General features: G+C 69.9%; 20 protein-coding genes and 1 tRNA gene. 5 read left to right on the forward strand and 16 right to left on the reverse strand.

Going from position 1 to position 18,827, the window contains the following annotated elements; all coding sequences use genetic code 11:
- Positions 1-173 precede the first annotated feature (173 nt).
- Complete coding sequence (locus KF737_RS16580) at positions 174-458, forward strand: DUF3489 domain-containing protein (protein ID WP_296457317.1); 285 nt, start codon at positions 174-176, stop codon at positions 456-458.
- A 235-nt stretch (positions 459-693) separates the two neighbouring features.
- Entirely contained in the window at positions 694-948 is a 255-nt protein-coding gene (locus KF737_RS16585) for a hypothetical protein (protein ID WP_296457320.1), read from the forward strand.
- Here the strand turns inward: KF737_RS16585 and KF737_RS16590 are convergent.
- From KF737_RS16590 to KF737_RS16615, 6 genes are all read right to left on the reverse strand, one after another.
- Positions 915-2,207 (reverse strand): hypothetical protein, encoded by a 1,293-nt coding sequence (locus KF737_RS16590; RefSeq protein ID WP_296457323.1) that lies wholly within the window; start codon positions 2,205-2,207, stop codon positions 915-917. The two genes, KF737_RS16585 and KF737_RS16590, sit on opposite strands and share 34 nt — an antisense overlap.
- Positions 2,207-2,626 carry a DUF5681 domain-containing protein gene (locus KF737_RS16595; protein WP_296457325.1) on the reverse strand — a complete coding sequence of 140 codons (420 nt, stop codon included), beginning with the start codon at positions 2,624-2,626 and terminating at the stop codon, positions 2,207-2,209. Before KF737_RS16595 ends, KF737_RS16590 begins: the two co-directional genes overlap by 1 nt.
- Positions 2,627-2,637: 11 nt before the next feature.
- Positions 2,638-4,047: a DNA methyltransferase gene (locus KF737_RS16600; RefSeq protein WP_296457328.1), complete on the reverse strand. Its 1,410-nt coding sequence runs from the start codon at positions 4,045-4,047 to the stop codon at positions 2,638-2,640.
- Positions 4,048-4,538: 491 nt separating this feature from the next.
- Positions 4,539-4,628 (reverse strand) — tRNA-Ser (locus KF737_RS16605).
- A 48-nt stretch (positions 4,629-4,676) separates the two neighbouring features.
- On the reverse strand, positions 4,677-5,645 hold the full coding sequence (locus tag KF737_RS16610) for a hypothetical protein (protein WP_296457330.1): 969 nt from the start codon (positions 5,643-5,645) through the stop codon (positions 4,677-4,679).
- Complete coding sequence (locus KF737_RS16615; protein ID WP_296457333.1) at positions 5,612-6,553, reverse strand: tetratricopeptide repeat protein; 942 nt, start codon at positions 6,551-6,553, stop codon at positions 5,612-5,614. The genes KF737_RS16610 and KF737_RS16615 overlap by 34 nt, the downstream gene beginning before the upstream one ends.
- Positions 6,554-6,700: 147 nt before the next feature.
- Here KF737_RS16615 and msrA point away from each other — a divergent pair, with 147 nt between their 5' ends.
- Both msrA and KF737_RS16625 read left to right on the forward strand, forming a co-directional pair.
- Positions 6,701-7,354, forward strand: a complete 654-nt coding sequence (msrA, locus tag KF737_RS16620; protein ID WP_296457336.1) for a peptide-methionine (S)-S-oxide reductase MsrA — start codon at positions 6,701-6,703, stop codon at positions 7,352-7,354.
- A 24-nt stretch (positions 7,355-7,378) separates the two neighbouring features.
- Positions 7,379-7,708 (forward strand): MmcQ/YjbR family DNA-binding protein, encoded by a 330-nt coding sequence (locus KF737_RS16625; RefSeq protein WP_296457339.1) that lies wholly within the window; start codon positions 7,379-7,381, stop codon positions 7,706-7,708.
- Between the two features lie 145 nt (positions 7,709-7,853).
- On the opposite strand, the gene KF737_RS16630 is transcribed toward KF737_RS16625, so the two are convergent.
- From KF737_RS16630 to lepA, 7 genes are all read right to left on the reverse strand, one after another.
- Positions 7,854-8,543, reverse strand: coding sequence for a DUF599 family protein (locus tag KF737_RS16630; protein ID WP_296457341.1), 690 nt, complete (start codon positions 8,541-8,543; stop codon positions 7,854-7,856).
- 4 nt (positions 8,544-8,547) lie between these two features.
- A complete protein-coding gene (locus KF737_RS16635; RefSeq protein ID WP_296457344.1) occupies positions 8,548-9,891 on the reverse strand; it encodes an MFS transporter in 1,344 nt (447 codons plus the stop codon).
- Between the two features lie 77 nt (positions 9,892-9,968).
- The gene (locus tag KF737_RS16640; RefSeq protein ID WP_296457348.1) at positions 9,969-10,124 is read right to left on the reverse strand and encodes a DUF3309 family protein; all 156 of its coding nucleotides are present in this window, start codon (positions 10,122-10,124) and stop codon (positions 9,969-9,971) included.
- A gap of 244 nt (positions 10,125-10,368) precedes the next feature.
- Positions 10,369-10,767, reverse strand: a complete 399-nt coding sequence (locus KF737_RS16645) for a DUF983 domain-containing protein (RefSeq protein WP_367273247.1) — start codon at positions 10,765-10,767, stop codon at positions 10,369-10,371.
- Positions 10,768-10,939: 172 nt separating this feature from the next.
- A complete protein-coding gene (locus KF737_RS16650) occupies positions 10,940-11,092 on the reverse strand; it encodes an entericidin EcnA/B family protein (RefSeq protein ID WP_296457354.1) in 153 nt (50 codons plus the stop codon).
- Between the two features lie 122 nt (positions 11,093-11,214).
- Complete coding sequence (locus tag KF737_RS16655) at positions 11,215-11,652, reverse strand: hypothetical protein (protein ID WP_296457357.1); 438 nt, start codon at positions 11,650-11,652, stop codon at positions 11,215-11,217.
- Between the two features lie 76 nt (positions 11,653-11,728).
- Positions 11,729-13,534 (reverse strand): translation elongation factor 4, encoded by a 1,806-nt coding sequence (gene lepA, locus KF737_RS16660; protein WP_296457361.1) that lies wholly within the window; start codon positions 13,532-13,534, stop codon positions 11,729-11,731.
- Positions 13,535-13,860: 326 nt separating this feature from the next.
- On the opposite strand from lepA, the gene KF737_RS16665 reads away from it, so the two are divergent.
- Positions 13,861-14,514, forward strand: coding sequence for a DUF1134 domain-containing protein (locus tag KF737_RS16665; protein WP_296457363.1), 654 nt, complete (start codon positions 13,861-13,863; stop codon positions 14,512-14,514).
- Positions 14,515-14,710: 196 nt separating this feature from the next.
- Here the strand turns inward: KF737_RS16665 and pheT are convergent, their stop codons facing one another.
- Genes pheT through pheS form a run of 3 tightly spaced genes read right to left on the reverse strand, consistent with a single transcriptional unit; the run spans position 14,711 to position 18,689 of the window.
- Entirely contained in the window at positions 14,711-17,080 is a 2,370-nt protein-coding gene (gene pheT, locus KF737_RS16670) for a phenylalanine--tRNA ligase subunit beta (RefSeq protein WP_296457366.1), read from the reverse strand.
- Positions 17,077-17,580 (reverse strand): ASCH domain-containing protein, encoded by a 504-nt coding sequence (locus KF737_RS16675; RefSeq protein ID WP_296457369.1) that lies wholly within the window; start codon positions 17,578-17,580, stop codon positions 17,077-17,079. The genes pheT and KF737_RS16675 overlap by 4 nt, the downstream gene beginning before the upstream one ends.
- Positions 17,580-18,689, reverse strand: a complete 1,110-nt coding sequence (gene pheS / locus KF737_RS16680; RefSeq protein WP_296457372.1) for a phenylalanine--tRNA ligase subunit alpha — start codon at positions 18,687-18,689, stop codon at positions 17,580-17,582. Before pheS ends, KF737_RS16675 begins: the two co-directional genes overlap by 1 nt.
- Between the last annotated feature and the right edge of the window lie 138 nt (positions 18,690-18,827).

Consider the following 18,827-nt stretch of genomic DNA (forward strand, 5'->3'; position numbering starts at 1 on the left):
CAGCGGCGGATCCTATCGCCGACGCGGACACCGCGGCGTGAGCGAGACGACCGAAGCTGAACGAGCCGCCTTTGCCGACTGGACTTCGACGCCGGCTGGAGCGAAGGGTCGCTCGGCCCGCGACGCGGGCTTGTCTCGGTGCGGGGCGCTGATCGCCTCTCACGGAGGCAGACATGACCCAATCGAAAGCCAGCCGCGCGACGCGTAAAAAGAAGCCTGCAGAGGCTGCAGCTACGCCAGTGCCCGCTCAGACCAAGCAGGCCCGGGTCCTGGCGATGCTGCGCGCGCCCGGTGGCGCCACGGTGCCGGCGATCGCCGAGGCCACCAACTGGCAGGCCCATTCCATCCGCGGGTTCTTTACGGGCGTAGTGTGCAAGAAGCTGGGCCTGACCCTCGTCAGCGAACCGGCCGAGGGCGGCCGGATCTATCGCGTCGCCGACGGGGACAGTGCGGCGTGAGCGAGACGACCGAAGCCGTCCGCGCGCTCGCGGATATGAACGTCGACGGACCCCGCCTCCTACGTGGCCGCCGCCGATCCGCTCCAAACCCAGGCCGCCACCGCGGCCGCCGGGCTCGGGGCGAACGACGACTGGTACAAGAGCCTGATGAACACGTCGGCGGGGTCGGTGACCGCGCAGGCCGCGACCGGGGCGTCGCGTTTACACGGCTCCGAAATATACGGAGGACGGCGGGGTGTACGGCACCCAAACGCCGGGCGGCTGGTCCAAGACCGGAGAACGCAACATCAGTGAGGCGGAAGCCGCTGAGCTTGCCATCAAGGAAGCCCAGGCCGCCGACCTCGCGAGCTACCGAGACCGGCAGATCGCGCTCGGTAAGGCGCGGATCGCGTCCAAGGGCGCGGGCAAGGGCGGCCCTGGCCGGGGCAAGAGCGGTGGAGGCTCCGGCCCTGGCGTTTACACGTCCGGCAACGGCGACCAGTGGAGGTAGGCATGGGCGGACGGATCGTCACCAATCAGCGGACGGGCGAGCGGGCTTGGTTGGAGGACGGCCAACTGTCGCCGCTCACGCCGCAGCAGGCGCGCCAGGTGCAATCGGGCTTCTACGGCGGGCCGTCGTCCGCGCCGGACGCGATTGCCGCTCGGCAAGAGTACGCGTCCGCCGTCAAGGCGCTTTCGGAGGATAGCGCGGCGTACAAGCGCGCCGCGCCGCTCCGGGGCCAGATGGAGCGCTTTTCGGAGTTGAACCGGACGGAGGGCACGGGTGGCCTGTGGGCCATCCCCGCCGTGCATGGCGGTGTCCCAGCTCTGCACCACCTGCGTATAGCCGACGCGATCATAGGGCTCCTCGTAGGTCTGGATCCGGTCCCAGCGGACATGGGCGCTATCGAGGGAGACCGGACTCTGCTGGTACTGCGCCGAGAATGCGGGGGCGCCGATCTCCAGCCGGATGGACTCGAGCGTGCCGATCGGCTCCCGGCTGGGAAACAGCGCATCTCCGCGCCTTCGGAAATGTCGGCGTCGGGGGCCGAGGGGGATTTCCTCGTCTTCCTCCGCGATGGCGGGCAGGTTCAGATGGACCCAGTTCCCACCCTTTTCGAGCAGGTATCCCGCGAGGTCGTCTTCGTGGAGCCGCTGCTGGATGGCGATGATGCAGCCGTCCTGTTTGTCGTCGAGACGTGAGAAGAGCGTCTGATCGTAGAAGTCCTTCACGCGCTGACGTTCGACCGGCGAGCTCGCATCGGCCGCCTTCATGAGGTCGTCGATGATCAGGATGTCGGCTCCAAACCCGGTGACAGACCCGCCGAGGGAAACCGATCTGCGAGACCCGTTCTGCGCGGTGGTGATTTCCGCGTCGGCCACTCGCTTCAGGCGTCCGAAGTTCGGGAAGAACGTCCGGAACCACCCGCTTTCGACGACCGAACGGAAGTCGCGCGCATGCTTCGTCGCCAACTCGGCGCTGTAGCTTGCGACGAGGAAGCGAAGCGTGGGGTCTCGTCCCATCATCCACGCCGGGAAGGCGACGGACCCGCAGATCGACTTCAGATAGCGGGGCGGCATGGTGATGAGCAGACGGTTGATGTCGCCGCGTCCAACCTCACTCAGCGCATGCGCGATCGCCTCGATATGCCAGTTTGGCTGGAAAGCCTGGCCCGGATTGAGGGTGTCGAACGCGGGTCGGATGAAGGAATGAAAGTCCTCCTGCAGCGCGGCCCGCAGCACCGACAGGGTTGGACGTGGCGCCGTCATCACTCGCTCTCCGCGATACGCGCGGCGACGAAGCTGTCGAGGATCGCGTTCGCCTGTTCGTCGGTGAGTCCTCCCAGATCCGAGGCGCCATCGGGAACGGACGCGCGACTGGACAGGTCGTAGGTGAGGAGGAGGGCGGCGGCCCGGTTGTCGCCACCCAAGGCCCGCTCATAGAGCTTCTGGACCAGGACCTCCCGCCGGGTCATGCGTCTGGGCTTGCCGGCCTGGCGGACGGTCATTGCGCCATCGAGGTGGCGCATGACCGTCTCGGTGACATTGTGAGCGCCCTTGGGACGGCCCTTCAGGTTGCCCGACTGCTTGGGTTTGAACTGATGCTCCCGAGGCGGCTTGCCATAGCCGACCTCGTAGCCAGGCTCTTCGACGCCGGCGGGCGGCGTTCTCACACGGACTCTGGTCATGACTGTGAGTCCTACCGAGCCGGACGCCGGCGAACGCGGACGCGGGGCGGCGGGGACGACATCCCGGGCGGCTGCGAGACGAGCGCGGCGCGCTGAGCGCGGAGCTGGCTGAAGGTCAGGTCGCTCCCGACGAGCGTGGCCTGTCGACCCGTGAACCCCTGCCAGCGCTCGATGATGACGTCGACGTAGCGAGGATCAATCTCCATCAGGCGCGCTCGTCGCCCGCTGCGTTCCGCGGCGATGAGCGTGGTCCCGCTGCCTCCGAACACGTCCACCACGACGTCGCCCTTCTCCGAGCTGTCGAGCAGCGCATCCTGCACCATGTCGACGTTCTTTGGCGTGGGATGCGCGGCGTGCTGGGTGCGGCTCTCGCGGTTGAGGCCACTGACCCCTGGATATTCCCAGACATTGGTTCGGTTGCGGCCATGCTTGCCGAGTTGCACCCGATTCAAGTGCGGCTTCGAGCCGACCTTGAAAACGAACACGAGCTCATGGCGCGATCGGTAGAAGCTGCCCTGGCCGCCGCCTCCGGGCTTCGCCCAGACGCAGAGGTTGACCTGGCTCAGGCCGGCTTGAATCTGGGCGTTGAGCGTGTGGAGGGCGTGCCGCCAATCCATGCAGAAGTAGATCAGACCGCCATCGATCATGTGCGTCGCCACATTCCGAAGGCCGGTGGCGAGGAAACCCGTGAACCGAGGGTCGTCCATTTCGCCGACTCCCATCGGGAACTCGCGATGGGCGGGGTTGCTGGTGACGTGACCCTGGATCGGCACATTGTAAGGCCCATCCAGGAAGGCCGTCCTTGCTTTCTCGCCGGACATCAGCACGGCGTGCGCCACGGGATCGGTGGCGTCCCCGCAGTAGGCGCGGTGGTCGCCAAGCTGCCAGTGGTCGCCGCGTTCTGTCACGGGATGGCTTGGAACCTCGGGTTCGTCGTCGGCGCCGTCGTCCAGCTTCAGGTCGGTGAGGGCGTCGATCTCGACGCCGGTGAAACCGATGATCTCGAGATCGAAATCCAGATCCAGCGCCGCCAACTCGCGAAGCTCTTCTCCGAGGATCTCGCGATCCCATTCGGCGAGTTCAGCCAGCTTGTTCTCTGCAAGCACGTAGGCGCGCTTCTCAGCTGCGGTCATGTGCGAGGCTACGATCACCGGCACAGACCGCATGCCGAGCTGTTGGGCCGCCTCTAGCCGGGCCAGGCCGGCCAGAACCGCTCCGGTCTCGTCCGCGAGAATGGGGTTGAGGAAGCCAAATTGCTTGATGCTGTCGCGGACCTTCCCGATCTGCTGCGGTGAATGCCGACGCGCTCGGCGTCCGAGCGGCCGAAGCTCTGCAACGCTTCGGAGCTCGACCTTCGGCGTAAACTCATTGGGAAGCAGCTGCTCGAGCGCAGAGGCCGCGGCCGGATTTTCGGGGGTCATGGTGTCCTCTCAGGTGCAAACACACACCCCGCCGCAGGATGCGACGAGGGTCGTGAATGCCCCTGACGGGGACTGCCACAGCAGTGATGAGAGACGGCTCGGCGACGTCTGTCAATCGTATCGGTGGCGGCCGTAGGTCGCCGTCATAGCTGCGGGTGGGCTCTTCCCTGTTACTGGTCCGGAAATTCCCTGTTCCAGAGCGGCGATCGCTCCTCCTCGCTCCGAGAATCCGCCGTGTGTTCAGCCGCTTGCGGGCCCGGGCCCCCACCTGCAAAGGCTGGATTTTCCGAATCATCCCTGATCTTTCCCGGAGAACAGGGAAACCGCACCGTCTCCCCGGCCGGCAGAGACGGCCGCGCGAAAGAGGGCCGTTTCGGCCCGATTCCGGGTCGTCCTCAGGCTCGGTCACGACGGTTTCGGTGGGAATAGGCGCGTGTCTTCCGCGGGTTGTGCGCGGAGACGCCGGGAGAGCCGATTTTCAGGGAATTAGGTGGCGGTGAGAGAGGGATTCGAACCCTCGATGGAGTTTCCCCCATACACGCGTTCCAGGCGTGCGCCTTCAACCACTCGGCCACCTCACCACGCGCCGCCGGGGCAGGGCCCCTCGCGCGGAAGGCGGGCATATACCGTCAGGAGGGGCGGGGCGGCAAGCGGCGGTTGGCCGCGGCGTCGAGGTGGGCCGGATCGAAGAGCGAGCGCGCCCGCGTGGCGCGCAGGCGGGCTTCCAGCGGATGGGAGGCGGCGACCCAGCGGTCGAGGGCCGTTGCGGTGTCGGTCCGGCCCGCGCGGATGGCGGCCTGCAGGTCGGCGAGGGCCGCGTCGGCGCCGCGCAGGCGGGCGCGTTCGGCGGGCAGGTCGGCGTAGCGTTCGTCGATGAGGCCGAGGCGGGCGCGGGCGGCGGCGACCATCAGCACGGCGGTGGGCCGGTCGCCCGTCGCCAGCATCGCCCGGCCCGCGGCGAGCGCGCGCCGCGCATCGGCCATCAGGTCCTCGGGGCCGATCGGCGTCAGGGTGGCGCCGGCGGGGCAGGCGGCGGGGTCCAGCGCGCGGACGTAGGCGACGAGGCCGGCCAGCGCGGCGGCCGACGGCTCGGGGCCGTCGAACTCCTCGACGACCAGGCCGCGGATGAAGGCGGGCAGGTCGGCGCCGGCCACCTTCAGCCGGCCGCGCGGCGCGGTGAGGTCGGGGATCGGCCTGGGGTCGTGGACGCCGTTGCCGCGCCGGCTGGAGAACAGCGAGAGCGTCACGTCGGCCGTGCCCGGCTCGCCAGAGGCGCCGGGGAACCGGAAGTCGGGGTTGCCCTGGCCCTGGCGGTGGCAGGCCTCGCAGGAGAGCCCGGCCCGCGCCGCCTGGCCGCCCAGCAGCACCGGCGTGCGGAACGCGGCGCGCCCCACCTCGACGCCGAGCCGCGCCTGCGGGTCGGCGGGCAGGCGCAGGCACTCGGCCGGCTGACGGGTGAAGACCCGGACCGCGTCGGCGTCATGCGGAATCCAGCGCATCGCCCGCAGGGGCGGCGTGGCGTCGGCGGCGAGGGCCGCGCCCGCCGCCAGGGCGAGCGCGGACCCTAGCGCCCGGGCTGGCCGCCGGCGTCGATCCAACGGCGCAGCTCCTCGGCCTCGGCGCAGCCGTAGGCGCAGATGCGGTCGAGCCGGGCCAGCATCGCCTGCGCGCCGGCGAGGTCGCCGCGTTCCACCTTCAGCTCGCCGTAGTACTCGGTCGCCCCGCGATGGTCCGGCGCGATGGCCAGCGCCTGCCGGTAGTAGCTCTCGGCCTTGTCGAACGCGCCCTTCCTGCGCCAGGCGTAGCCCTGGTAGGTCAGCACGTCCGGGTGCGGGCCGAAGGCCATGCGGGCGCGGTCCAGCGAGGCCAGCGCGTCGTCGTAGCGCGTCTCGTTGATCAGGCCGACCGCCTCGACATAGGCGTGGTCGCCGGCGTCGGCGAAGATCAGCGAGCCGGCCTCGAGCGCCGCGCTCGCCGCGGGCGAGGCGCCGCCGCCGGCGATCGACGCCTCGACCTCGGCGGTCAGCGACTTCACCGTGGCGCAGTCGGTGGAGCAACTGGCCGCCTTGGCCTTCAGCCAGTCGAGCTGCTCCCGCGCCTTCGGGTCCTTGAGCCTGGCCAGCGCCACGCCGAGGCCGGCGCGGCCGGCCAGGTCGTCGGGGTCGAGCTTGACGACGCGCTCGTAGGCCCGCCTGGCGCCCTTCCAGTTCTCCGCGCCCGCCTGAGCGACGCCCAGCAGCCGCCAGGCGTCGACGCTCCTGGGCGCCAACTCGGTGACGCGCCCGGCGGCCAGCGCGGCCGTCCTGTACTCCCTGGCCTGGATCGCCTTGACAGCCTTGGCGTATTCCTCGGCCGGGTCGTAGCTGGGGCGGCTGGCCGAGGGCATGGCGCCGCCGCCACCGCCGCCGCCGCCGCCCCCCGCGGCGGCCGCGCCGCCCACCCCCATCGAGGCCGTCGCGATCGCGGCGAGCGCGCCCGTGAGCCAGAAGGTCCTGAAGAGCCGCATCCCGCATCCTCCTTGCGAGTTGTCGTTGCGCATTCCCGGGCGCCATTCTAACGCCATTGTCGCGCCCGATCAGCCGGGCTTGGCAAGCGCCCATAACGCCGTTCGCGCCCGAACCCGCCCGCGACCCCTCTTTTCGGAGGCGACCCGATGCTTCTCCCCAGGAAATCCCTGGTCCTGCCCACCGCCGAGACCGCGCTCCCGGGCCGCCCGCACGCGATCCCTACGGCCGGGACCCACTTCGTCAACGGCCGGCCGCTCAAGGGGCCGTACCCCGACGGGCTGGAGAGCGCCTATTTCGCCATGGGCTGCTTCTGGGGCGTGGAGCGGCTGTTCTGGCAGCTCCCGGGCGTCTGGGTCACCGCGGTGGGCTACCAGCAGGGGATCACGCCGAACGCCACCTACGAGGAGGTCTGCTCGGGCGGCACGGGCCACGCCGAGTCGGTGCTGGTGGTCTTCGACCCGCGGGCGGTCACCTTCGCCGGGCTGCTGAAGGTGTTCTGGGAGAACCACGACCCGACCCAGGGGATGCGCCAGGGCAACGACATCGGCACGCAGTACCGCTCGGGGATCTTCGTCGCCAACGACGCCCAGGCCGCCGAGGCCGAGGCCTCGCGCGAGGCCTACCAGGCCGCGCTGGCCCGGCAGGGCTTCGACCGCATCACCACCGCGATCGCCCCGGCCGCGCCGTTCTATTTCGCCGAGGACTACCACCAGCAGTACCTGGCCAAGAACCCGCACGGCTACTGCGGCATCGGCGGCACGGGCGTCGCCTGCCCGGCCGGCGTCGGCGTCTCGGCCTAGCGGCCCGGGCACGGGGATCGCGGCATGACGCGCGAACAGATCGAGGCGCTGGCGCTGGCGCTGCCGGCGACCACCAAGGTGATCCAGTGGGGCGCGTCCGACGTCTACAAGGTGGGCGGCAAGGTGTTCGCCATCTGCGGCGACGGGCTCTCGTTCAAGGTCACCGAGATCGGCTTCGAGGTGCTGACCCACGACGGCCTCGGCCGCCAGGCCCCGTATTGCGCCAAGGGCCAGTGGGTGAACATCGCCCTGGAGCGCATGGACGCCGAGGACGCCCGGGGCTGGCTCGCCACCGCCCACAGCCTCATCGCCGCCAAGCTGACGAAGAAGCTGCGGGCAGAGCTGGGGCTCTGACGGGCAGAGCCCTGCGCGCCGCAGGCGTCGTCATTCTTGTCCACGGATTACACGGATGAGCACGGATTAGCGCCGCCGCCTATCCGTGTTCATCCGTGTAATCCGTGGTTCGATCAAAAGCGGCGCTGACGCGCATGTCCCGCGTCTAGCGCTGGATCAGCTTCCTGAAGTCCTGGATGGCGAGGGCGGCGGTCGACCAGCGCTGGCGCCAGAGGAGCAGGCCCACGGCGCCTACGGTGGCGGCCATGAAGGTCCAGGGCCCGAACAGCCAGGCCGCCGCCGCCAGGGCGAAGTAGTAGCCGCGCACCCCCGCGCTGAACGATCCCAGCGCCGGGTTGAGCAGCCGCGCCAGCACCGCGCCGTAGCTCGCCCGCTGGTCCTCGGCGAGCGGATCGGGCGTCGCGCCGACGGCGGCCAGGCAGTAGTTGATCTGGCGGATGGCCCAGATGAAGTCGAGCAGGCCGCGGGCCAGGCACGCCACCACCAGCGCCAGTTGCAGCTCGAACAGCAGCCGCGTGGACGTATGCACCACCTCCAGCGCCGAGAGCGACGCGAAGGTCTGCTGCCCGCCGAACAGCGCGCCCGCCGCCGCCGCGATCAGGATCAGGTTGGACGAGGCGAAGAACGAGCACGAGTTCAGCGTCTGGCCCAGCAACTGGCCGTCCATCAGCCGGGCCTCGCGGCTGGTCATGTTCTCCATCCAGGCGATGCGGATGACGGCGAGGTCGGTGTTCAGCACCCCGCCGCGCCGCTTGCCGAAGGCGGTGAGCAGCGGCTCGTAGAGCACCCACGCGAAGGCGAAGAGCGACAGCGCGACGATGTTGAGCGTCGACACGGCCCTAATCTTCCAGGATCAGGCTGTGCCGGCGGTTGTCGGGCAGCAGGAAGATGGTCAGGAACGCCAGCCCCATCATGCCCGCCACGTAGAGGTAGAACCGCTCCTCGTGGCCCGCCCGCTGGAAGGCGATGGCGATGCTCTCGGCGGTGCCGCCGAAGATCGCCGTGCCGATGCCGTAGGGGAGCGCGACGCCCAGCGCGCGCACGTTGGCGGGGAAGAGCTCGGCCTTCACCACGGCGCTCACCGAATTGTAGCCGGAGAGCAGCACCACCAGAAGCGACACGAGCCCGAACGCCAGCCACGGGTTCGTCGTGGCCGCCAGCGTCTGCAGCGCCGGATAGGCCACGAGGCCGCCGCCGCCGAACGCCAGCCACAGGGTGGCGCGCCGCGAAAAGTGGTCGCTGATCCAGCCGAAGACGGGGAGCGCGAAGAGGTAGACCACCAGGGCGCCGGCGGTAATCGCGGTGGCCGTATGCTCGGCGAACGGCTGGGCGTGGGCCTTGGCGGTCAGGAACTTCGGCATGTAGGTGGTGAAGGCGTAGAAGGCGAGCGAGCCGCCGGCGGTGAAGCCGAGGATGGTGATCGTCTCCTTCGGATAGCGCGCGAACAGCATCATGGTGCGCGCGCGCTCGGCGCCCGAGGCCCTGGCGTTCTCGTAGGACTGGCTCTCGTCCATCCGCGCGCGGATCCAGAACACCACGACGGCCAGCAGCGCCCCGATGACGAACGGGATGCGCCAGCCCCAGGCCTCGAGTTCGGGCTTCCCGAGGCTGTTCTGCAGCAGGCTGAGGATGCCGAGCGCGATCAACTGGCCCATGACCATGGTCACGAACTGGAAGCTGGACCAGAAGCCGCGCCGCCGCTTGCCGGCCATCTCGGCCAGGTAGGTGGCGCTGGCGCCGTACTCGCCGCCCACCGACAGGCCCTGGAGGATGCGCGCGGTCACCAGCAGGATCGGGGCGGCGACCCCGATGGTCTCGTGGCTGGGCAGGACCGCGATGATCAGCGAGCCGGCGCACATCATGGCCACCGCCGCCGTCAACGCCGTGCGCCGGCCGGCATGATCGGCGTAGAGGCCCATGAGCCAGGCGCCCAGCGGGCGGGCGAAGAAGCCCACCGCGAAGACGGCCATGGTCTTGAGCAGGCCCGCGAGCTCGTCGCCGCCGGGGAAGAAGTGGGCCGAGAAATAGACCGCGAAGAACGAGTAGACGAACCAGTCGTACCACTCGACCAGATTGCCGGCCGAACCGCCCAGGATCGCCTTCAGCCGCTGGCCCGCGGTGAGGCCCGTCGCGACCGCGCCCGGCGGAACCTGCGCCTCGACCCCCGTTTCCGTCGCCGTCATGCATCCTCCCGCGGGACCCCGGAGGGGTTCTGGCGCGGGAGGATGCTAGGGGCAAACCTCGCGGCGGGCGAGGGGCGTCAGATCCGGCCCATCAGCACCAGGATGATCACGATGACCAGCACCAGGCCCAGGCCGCCGCTCGGGAAGTAGCCCCAGCTCCGCGAGTGGCCCCACGTGGGCAGCGCGCCCAGCAGCGCCAGGATCAGGATGATGATGAGAATGGTCCCCAGCATGTCGGCGTCTCTCTCCTCGTGTTCCCCGACCTCGACCGCACCGAACGTGTACGGCCAAGCCGGGGTTCCGGCGGAGATGGCGCGGGACCTGTCGACGTCGAGGGCGCGTCGGCGCCGTTTCGATTCAACCACGGAAAACACAGAAAACACGGAAGGCGGCGGACACGCAGGGCCCCTTCCGTGTCCTTCCGTGTTTTCTGTGGTCCATCTCAGGGGCGCCTGCGGCGCGCAGGGCGTCGCCCGCTCAGTCCGCCGCGTCGGCGGTGTGGAGGTGCTGGTCGCGATCGGTGGACTGGAGCGCGTACATCAGGCCGACCCAGGCGCCCTTGATCCGCGGCAGGACGGTGAGGGTGACGAGCGTCAGCCACCCCAGCACGATCGGCAGCACCACGAGCGGAGAGGCCTCCCAGACGACCGGGAACAACAGCAGCGGCCCCACCACGAGGTGGCCGACCAGCAGGATCGTCAGGTACGCCGGGCCGTCGTCGGCGCGGTAGACCGTCAGGTCGTGGGCACAGCGGCCGCAGTTCGGCTCGACCTTGAGGTAGCGGCGATAGAGCCGCCCCTCGCCGCACGCCGGGCAGCGGTGCGCGAGGCCCCGGCCGATGGAGCGGAACAGCGGATATGCGAACTCGGTGGCCATCGCCGGCATATGCGCCTCCACGCGCCGGCGTGGAAGCCCTCGCGGTCGATTCGCCGCGGATGGCGGCCAGAGTAACCGGCGGTTCGCCTGAACCGTCGATTGCTCAAGACCTTCGCTTCAAGAACAGACCATTCGGCTTCCCGACCTCGGACCCACCTGAGCGCCGAATGGTTTAGCGCTTGGCGTCCTCGGCGGCGCCGGTGACGGCGCGGCCCGCGGCCTGGGCGTCGCGCCCGATGCCCGAGACGGTATTGCAGGCCGAGACGACGAGCGCGGCGGCCGCCGCGGCCAGGACGATGAGCTTGCGGGTCGAAAGCTTGCGCATGGGGGGAACCTCCTCCGAACGGTCTGAAGTCGCTTGGAGCGGAGCTTACAGTCAAGCCCGGGGCGGGATTGCGGCGTTCTGCGCCAGGTGGTGCAGCCGCGCCGCACCGATCCTCAGCGCGGTCAGGTCTTGGGCGCCCGCGCCGGCGCCGGCGTCGCGGCCTTCGCGATACTGGCCGCTTCCGCGGGGCTGATGAGACGCAGGATCTGGTTGAAGCTGGCGCCGCCGTTCTCCGGCAGGACGAAGACCTCGCCGGGCGGCAGGCTCGTGACGACCTGCACGAGGTTCGCCGGCGCCCTCCGCGAGTCCATCATGCCGACGCCGCGCCGGTAGGCGACGCCGTTCGCCTTCAGCAGCGCTTCGATCTGCTCCAGCTTCTTCAACGGCTGGAGGGCCGGCATGAGCTTGCCCGGGACCGGGCCGCTGCGGATCTGGTCGAGGAGGAAGATCGGCCGCTCGGCGGTGGGCTTCGCCGCGCCGCCCGGCTGGGCCGTCGCCGCGACCGGGACCGCCAGGAGCGCCGCGATCGTCGCGGTCATGAGGCGTCGGGAAATCGTCATGTCTGGTCCTCGCTGGCTCGGGCCTGGCGCATCGGCCGCGATACTAGCCTATCGGCGAGCGCTTCGTCGCGACCGCTCAGTTCTCGTCCATCTTCAGGGCGGCGATGAAGGCTTCCTGCGGGATTTCGACCTTGCCGAACTGGCGCATGCGTTTCTTGCCCTCCTTCTGCTTGTCGAGGAGCTTGCGCTTGCGGGTGGCGTCGCCGCCGTAGCACTTGGCCGTCACGTCCTTGCGCAGCGCGCGGACGGTCTCGCGCGCGATGATCCGGCCGCCGATCGCCGCCTGGATCGGGATCTGGAACATGTGCGGCGGGATCAGGTCCTTCATCTTCTCGACCATGCCGCGGCCGCGCTGTTCGGCCCGGTCGCGGTGGACCAGCATCGAGAGCGCGTCGACCGGCTCGGAATTGACCAGGATCGACATCTTCACGAGGTCGCCCTCGCGGTAGCCCTCGATCGAGTAGTCGAAGCTGGCGTAGCCCTTCGAGATCGACTTCAGCCGGTCGTAGAAGTCGAACACCACCTCGTTCAGCGGCAGGTCGTAGACCACCATGGCGCGGCTGCCGACGTAGCTGAGCTCGCGCTGCTCGCCGCGCCGGTCCTGGCAGAGCTTGATGATCGAGCCCAGGTACTCGTCGGGCGTGAAGATGGTGGCCTTGATCCAGGGCTCGCTGATCGTGTCGATCTTCACCGGGTCGGGCAGGTCGGCCGGGTTGTGCAGCTCGATCGTCTCGCCGTTGGTCAGCTTCACGCGATAGACCACCGAGGGCGCCGTCGCGATCAGGTCGAGGTCGAACTCGCGGCTGAGCCGCTCCTGGATGATCTCCAGGTGCAGCAACCCCAGGAACCCGCAGCGGAAGCCGAAGCCGAGCGCCGCGCTCGTCTCCATCTCGTAGCTGAACGAGGCGTCGTTCAGGCGCAGGCGGCCGATGGCGGCGCGCAGGTCCTCGAAGTCGGCGGCGTCCACCGGGAAGAGGCCGCAGAACACCACCGGCTGCACCTCGCGGAAGCCGGTCAGCGGCTTGTCGGTGGGCCGGCGCTCGTCGGTGATCGTATCGCCCACGGCGGCGTGCGCCACCTCCTTGATCGAGGCGGTGATGTAGCCGACTTCGCCCGGCCCCAGCTCGGCCACGTCCGTCTGCTTCGGCTTGAACACGCCCAGCCGGTCGATCTGATACTGGGCGCCGGTCTGCATCATCTTGACCTTCTGGCCCACCTTCAGGACCCCGTCGAAGACGCGGACCAGCACCACCACGCCCAGGTACTGGTCGTACCAGGCGTCGACCAGCAGGGCCTTCAGCGCCGCGTCCGGGTCGCCCTTCGGCGGCGGCAGGCGATGCACGATCGCCTCCAGCACGTCGTGGATGCCGACCCCCGACTTGGCCGAGCACACCACCGCGTCCGAGGCGTCCAGCCCGATCACGTCCTCGATCTGCTGGCGCACCCGCTCGGGCTCGGCGGCCGGCAGGTCGATCTTGTTCAGGACCGGCACGATCTCGTGGTTGTTGTCGATGGCCTGGTAGACGTTGGCCAGCGTCTGCGCCTCCACCCCCTGCGAGGCGTCCACCACCAGGATCGAGCCCTCGCACGCCGCCAGCGACCGGCTGACCTCGTAGGCGAAGTCCACGTGCCCCGGCGTGTCCATCAGGTTGAGCACATAGGTCTCGCCGTCGTCGGCCTTGTAGTCGAGGCGGACGGTCTGGGCCTTGATGGTGATCCCGCGCTCGCGCTCGATCTCCATGTTGTCGAGCACCTGCTCGGTCATCTCGCGCTGGGTCAGCCCGCCGGTCTCCTGGATGAGGCGGTCGGAGAGCGTGGACTTGCCGTGGTCGATGTGCGCGACGATCGAGAAGTTGCGGATCTTGGAGAGAGGCGTGGTCATTGCGGCGCCCCTCTAGCACATCTCGCGGCGCAACATAGGTGCGCGGGGCGTCGGGCCCCCCCACCGAGTGTCATCCCGGTTTCGCCGCAGGCGAAGACCGGGACCCAACCTTCCGGTGCTCTGAGCTGGCCAGCATGGCCCGACCGTCCGGGCCGCCCTCCTGCCATCGATACGCCCGACGGTTGGGTCCCGGTCTTCGCTTCGCGAAACCGGGATGACAGGCGTTGGGTATGGACGTGGTTAATCGCCCATTAATGCGGGCTCGGCGATGCAAGGGCGCTGGGCGGATTTTGATTCACGAAGTTTGGGAGGCGGGAACAGCGCCTATGGATCGTCGGAAACTCATTGCTACCGGCCTCGTCGGCCTCTCCGCGCCGGTCCTGGCCCGCGCGCAGACCGTGCAGTCCCAGCCGCTGCCGCCCGCCGGGGGACCGCCGCCGCCGAACAGCCAGCCCAGCTATCCGTCGGCCGGCCCGACGGGCGAGGCGCCGGGCGCCCGGACCTACACCCAGGACGAGATCGTCACGAACGTCTCGGACTTCCTGGGCGTCACCGCCGAGAGCGCCGGCGCCGCCGTCGAGCGCCTGTTCGCCAACAACGGCCGCCCCACCGCCTATATCGCCGGCGAAGAGGGCTCGGGCTCGTTCGTGCTGGGCCTGCGCTACGGCCGCGGCCTGCTCTACATGAAGGACCGCCCGCCGATGGAGGTCTTCTGGCAGGGCCCGTCGATCGGCTGGGACTGGGGCGGCAACGCCAGCCGCGTCTTCACGCTGTGCTACAACCTCCAGGTCCCGGAAGTGATCTTCCAGCGCTACCCGGGCGTCGAGGGGTCGGCCTACCTCGTGGGCGGCCTGGGCGTGAACTACCAGCGCGCCGAGGGCGTGACGCTCGCCCCCATCCGCGCCGGCGTCGGCCTGCGCCTGGGCGCCAACGTCGGCTACCTCGCCTATACGCGGAAACGCAGCGTCATCCCGTTCTGACCTCGGGCCTCCGCGTAGGCGGAGGCTCAGTTCCATGGGCGGCAGCCCTGCGGCGGCAGCGCCCCCTCCACCACTTCGTGGTCCCCCTCCCCCGCAGGCGGGGGAGGTTCTCAAGCCGTCGACGCCGCGTACCTCCCCTGCGAAGCGGGGGAGGGGGACCACGAAGTGGTGGAGGGGGCGCTGCCGCCGCAGGGCCTCAACCCCTCAGCTTCGCGCCCGTCGCCTTCTCGGCCGCGGCCACGATGCGGCCCGACAGCGCCTCGATCTCGGCGTCGGTGAGCGTCTTCTCGCGCGGCTGGACGACCACCTCGACGGCGATCGACTTCATGCCCTCGGGCACGCCCGCGCCGGCGTAGACGTCGAACACCCGCACCGCCTCGATCAGCGCCTTGTCGGCGCCGGCGATCGGGCGGACCAGGTCGCCCGCAGGGGTGTCGGCGGCGACCAGGAAGGCGAAGTCGCGGCTGAGCGGCATCAGGGGCGAAAGCTCCAGCGCGGCCTTGGTCTTCACGCCCTTGCGCTTGGGCTCGGGCAGCGCGTCGAGGCTGACCTCGAAGGCCAGCATCGGCCCGTCGGCGTCGAGCGCCTTCAGGATGCGCGGGTGCAGTTCGCCGAACTCGGCGACCACCACCTTCGGCCCCAGTTGCAGCCGCGCCGAGCGGCCCGGATGCCACCAGCCGGCGTTCTGCCCCTGCACGACCTGCAGCGGCGGCGCGCCCATCTCGTCCAGCAACGCCATCAGGTCGGCCTTGAGGTCGAACAGCGCATCGCCGCCCCCCTTCGCCCAATGCTTCGGCGCATGCGGGGCCAGCAGCGCCGTCACCGCCGTCCACTGGTCGCCCGGCTGGTCGCCGCGGAAGTTCGGGCCCACCTCGAACAGCGCTGCGTCGGCGAAGCCCCTGCGGGCGTTCTTCGCCGCCGCCTCGATCAGGTTGCCCAGCGCCGTGGGCCGCATGGTCGACAGGTCCGAGGCGATCGGGTTGGTCAGCACCAGCTCGGGCTGGCCGCCGCCGAACAGCTCGGCCCACTCGCGGCGCATGAAGCTCCAGGTCACCGCCTCGGCATAGCCGCGGGCGGCCATCTGCCGGCGCGCGTCGCGCATGCGCCGCTGGCGCAGCGTCAGCGCCCCTCCCGGCTGGCGGGCGATCTCGGGCAGGGGCAGGGCGGGGAGGTTGTCGAAGCCCTCGATCCGCGCCACCTCCTCGACGAGGTCGGCCTTGCCCTCCACGTCGCGCCGCCAGCTCGGCGGCTGGACGGTGTCGCCCGAGACGGCGAAGCCGAGCTTCGTCAGGATCTCGTCGATCCGCGCCGCCGGCACGTCCAGGCCCGAGAGCTTCTTCACGTAGCTCCGGTCGAAGGCGAACGGCGCGGGCGGCGCGGGCGCCCGGCCGGCCACGCGCACCTCCGACGGCTCGCCGCCGCAGAGCGCCAGGATCAACTGCGTCGCCTGCTCGATCCCGTGAACCGGGCTTTCCGGGTCGACGCCGCGGGCGAAGCGGTACTGCGCGTCCGAGGTGATGCCGAGCGTGCGGCCGGCCTGCGCCGTGCGGATCGGGTCGAACCACGCGGCCTCGACGAAGACGTCCGTCGTCTCGTCCAGAACCTTGGTCGACTCGCCGCCCATCACGCCGCCCAGGCCGATGGCGCCCGAGCCGTCGGCGATCACGCAGATCTCCGGGCCGGCCTCATAGGTCTCGCCGTCCAGCGCCTCGAGGGTCTCGCCCTCGCGGCCCAGGCGGGCCTCGATGAAGCCGCCGGTCAGCTTGGCCGCGTCGTAGACGTGCAGCGGCCGGCAGTCGTCGTAGGAGATCAGGTTGGTCACATCGACCAGGGCGTTGATCGGGCGCAGGCCCACGCTCGCCAGCCGCCGTTGCAGCCAGGCCGGCGAGGGGCCGTTCTTCACGCCCCGGATCAGCCGGCCGGCGAACACCGGGCACGCCTGCCCGTCGACCTTGATCTCCACCGGGTTCGGGAACTTGCCGGCCACCGGCCTCACCGGGTCGGGCTTCAGCGTCCCCAGCCCCGCCGCCGCCAGGTCGCGCGCGATGCCGCGCACGCCCAGCCAGTCGGGCCGGTTCGGCGTCACCTCGAAGTCGATGGCGGCCTCCAGGCCGAACGCCTCGACGGCGCTCGCGCCCACCGGCAGGCTGTCGGCCAGCTCGACGATGCCGTCGGACTCCTCGGCCACCTCCAGTTCCTTCGCCGAGCAGAGCATGCCGTTGGAGACCACGCCGCGCACCGGCCGCGCCTCCAGCGTGATGCCGCTGCCGGGCACATAGGCGCCGATCGGCGCGTAGATGGTGGTCAGCCCCGCCCGCGCGTTCGGCGCGCCGCAGACGATCTCCAGCCGCCCGTCCCGGGTGTCGACCTGGCAGACCCTGAGCTTGTCGGCGTTGGGGTGCTGCACGGCCTCGACGATCTTCGCCACCGTGAAGGCCGCGAGCTTGCGGCCCGGATCCTCCACGTGCTCGACCTCGAGCCCGGCCATGGTCATGGCCTCGACCACCTCATCGACGCTCGCCGTCGTGTCGAGGTGCTCCTTCAGCCAGGAAAGCGTGAACTTCATCGGGATTGCTCGCTGAAGCCCTCTCCCCCTTGCGGGGAGAGGGTTTGGGAGTGGGGGTGCTCAACGGAGGGCGCGGGCGTTGACACCCCCACCCCCGACCCCTCCCCGCAAGGGGGAGGGGAGACCACCTCGACGAGGCGGAAGCGCTCGCAGTTGAGCAGCATGTCCGGCGCGAACCCGCCGTTGCGGGTGAAGTAGCGCTCGTGCGCGGCGCGCCAGGACGCGAGCGAACGGTCGTTCTCGCCCTCCTCGAAGGCGAACCGGGCGTCTACCTCGCAGAAGCGGCGTTGGGTCAGCTCCGTGGTCTCCAGCACGCAGCGCACCACGCCCGCGCCGTCCTTCACCGCCCACGGCTTGCCGACCGCGGCGCCCTTCAGCCCCTCGGCCGCGTCCCAGCAGGTCGCCGTCTTCTTGCCTTCGAGGATCAGGGCCAGAAGTTCGTTCGCTAGCTCGGGTCCGTCGCCGAACATGTGGGCCTCCAGGCCGTTCCACATGTCCATCACGACAGCCCCGTCGACGTGTTCGGCGCCTGGAAGGCCGAGAAGCCGTAGTGCTCCAGCCAGCGCACGTCGCTCGCGAACATGTCGCGCAGGTCGGGCATGCCGTACTTCAGCATCCCCAGGCGGTCGATGCCGAAGCCGAAGGCGAAGCCCTGCCACTGGTCGGGATCGAGGCCGCAGTTCCGGAGCACGTTCGGATGCACCATCCCGCAGCCCACGACCTCCATCCAGTCGTTCCCCTGGCCGATCTTCACGTCGCCGCCAGAGCGGTCGCACTTCACGTCCATCTCGGCCGACGGCTCGGTGAACGGGAAGTGGTGCGGGCGGAAGCGCGACTCCACCGCCGGCGTCTCGAAGAACCGGGCGATGAACTGGTCCAGCGTCCATTTCAGGTGGCCCATGTGGATGGCCCGGTCGATGACCAGCCCCTCCATCTGGTGGAACATCGGCGTGTGGGTGGCGTCGGAGTCCGAGCGGTAGGTGCGGCCCGGCACGATGATGCGTATCGGCGGCTCCTGACCGTTGGCGATCCAGGCGGGCAGTTTCTCGTTCAGCCGCTGCATCGTGCGGATCTGCACCGGGCTGGTGTGCGTGCGCAGCACCTTGCGCTCGCCGCGCGCGTCCTCGGGCAGCCAGAAGGTGTCGTGCATCTCCCGCGCCGGGTGCCTGGGCGGGAAGTTCAGCGCCGTGAAGTTGTGGAAGTCGTCCTCGATGTCCGGGCCTTCGGCGAGCGAGAAGCCCATGTCGGCGAAGACGGCGATCATCTCGTCCAGCACCTGCATGGTCGGGTGTACGCGGCCCTTGCGTTCCGGCCTGGGCGGCAGCGACAGGTCGACCCGTTCCGACGCCAGCCGCGCGTCCAGCTCGGCGGCCTCCAGCGCGGCCTTCCTGGCGGCGATGGCGGAGGCGACGGCGTCGCGCAGGCCGTTGATCTTCGGCCCCTCGGTCCTGCGCTCGTCCGGGCTCATCCGGCCCAGGGTCTTCAGGAGCTCGGAGATCGCGCCGGTCTTGCCCAGCGCCTCCACGCGGATGGCCTCCAGCGCGGCCACGTCGGCGGCCACGGCGATCCGCCCCGAGAGGTCGGCTTCCAGTTGTGCGAGGTCGGTCATGAGGGGGTTGCTCTAGATGACGTTCGTTCCGAGGGAAACCTCCCCTGCGAAGCGGGGGAGGTTCTTGTCGCCGGAGCAGCAAAAAGCCCTCCGGCGGTTCGGCCGGAGGGCTCTTGAAAGCTTCAGGGTCTTCGGAAG

The sequence above is a fragment of the Phenylobacterium sp. genome (assembly GCF_019636135.1).
Classification (GTDB): domain Bacteria; phylum Pseudomonadota; class Alphaproteobacteria; order Caulobacterales; family Caulobacteraceae; genus Phenylobacterium.

Bases quoted from the DNA above. Each gene is read 5' to 3' on its own strand.
- KF737_RS16665 (WP_296457363.1), top strand. From the start codon at position 13,861: ATGGATCGTCGGAAACTCATTGCTACCGGCCTCGTCGGCCTCTCCGCG.
- KF737_RS16600 (WP_296457328.1), bottom strand. From the start codon at position 4,047: ATGACCCCCGAAAATCCGGCCGCGGCCTCTGCGCTCGAGCAGCTGCTT.
- pheT (WP_296457366.1), bottom strand. From the start codon at position 17,080: ATGAAGTTCACGCTTTCCTGGCTGAAGGAGCACCTCGACACGACGGCG.
- KF737_RS16615 (WP_296457333.1), bottom strand. From the start codon at position 6,553: ATGCGGCTCTTCAGGACCTTCTGGCTCACGGGCGCGCTCGCCGCGATC.
- KF737_RS16655 (WP_296457357.1), bottom strand. From the start codon at position 11,652: ATGACGATTTCCCGACGCCTCATGACCGCGACGATCGCGGCGCTCCTG.
- KF737_RS16635 (WP_296457344.1), bottom strand. From the start codon at position 9,891: ATGACGGCGACGGAAACGGGGGTCGAGGCGCAGGTTCCGCCGGGCGCG.
- KF737_RS16645 (WP_367273247.1), bottom strand. From the start codon at position 10,767: ATGGCCACCGAGTTCGCATATCCGCTGTTCCGCTCCATCGGCCGGGGC.
- msrA (WP_296457336.1), top strand. From the start codon at position 6,701: ATGCTTCTCCCCAGGAAATCCCTGGTCCTGCCCACCGCCGAGACCGCG.
- KF737_RS16595 (WP_296457325.1), bottom strand. From the start codon at position 2,626: ATGACCAGAGTCCGTGTGAGAACGCCGCCCGCCGGCGTCGAAGAGCCT.
- pheS (WP_296457372.1), bottom strand. From the start codon at position 18,689: ATGACCGACCTCGCACAACTGGAAGCCGACCTCTCGGGGCGGATCGCC.
- KF737_RS16650 (WP_296457354.1), bottom strand. From the start codon at position 11,092: ATGCGCAAGCTTTCGACCCGCAAGCTCATCGTCCTGGCCGCGGCGGCC.
- KF737_RS16625 (WP_296457339.1), top strand. From the start codon at position 7,379: ATGACGCGCGAACAGATCGAGGCGCTGGCGCTGGCGCTGCCGGCGACC.
- KF737_RS16675 (WP_296457369.1), bottom strand. From the start codon at position 17,580: ATGGACATGTGGAACGGCCTGGAGGCCCACATGTTCGGCGACGGACCC.
- lepA (WP_296457361.1), bottom strand. From the start codon at position 13,534: ATGACCACGCCTCTCTCCAAGATCCGCAACTTCTCGATCGTCGCGCAC.
- KF737_RS16640 (WP_296457348.1), bottom strand. From the start codon at position 10,124: ATGCTGGGGACCATTCTCATCATCATCCTGATCCTGGCGCTGCTGGGC.
- KF737_RS16580 (WP_296457317.1), top strand. From the start codon at position 174: ATGACCCAATCGAAAGCCAGCCGCGCGACGCGTAAAAAGAAGCCTGCA.
- KF737_RS16590 (WP_296457323.1), bottom strand. From the start codon at position 2,207: ATGACGGCGCCACGTCCAACCCTGTCGGTGCTGCGGGCCGCGCTGCAG.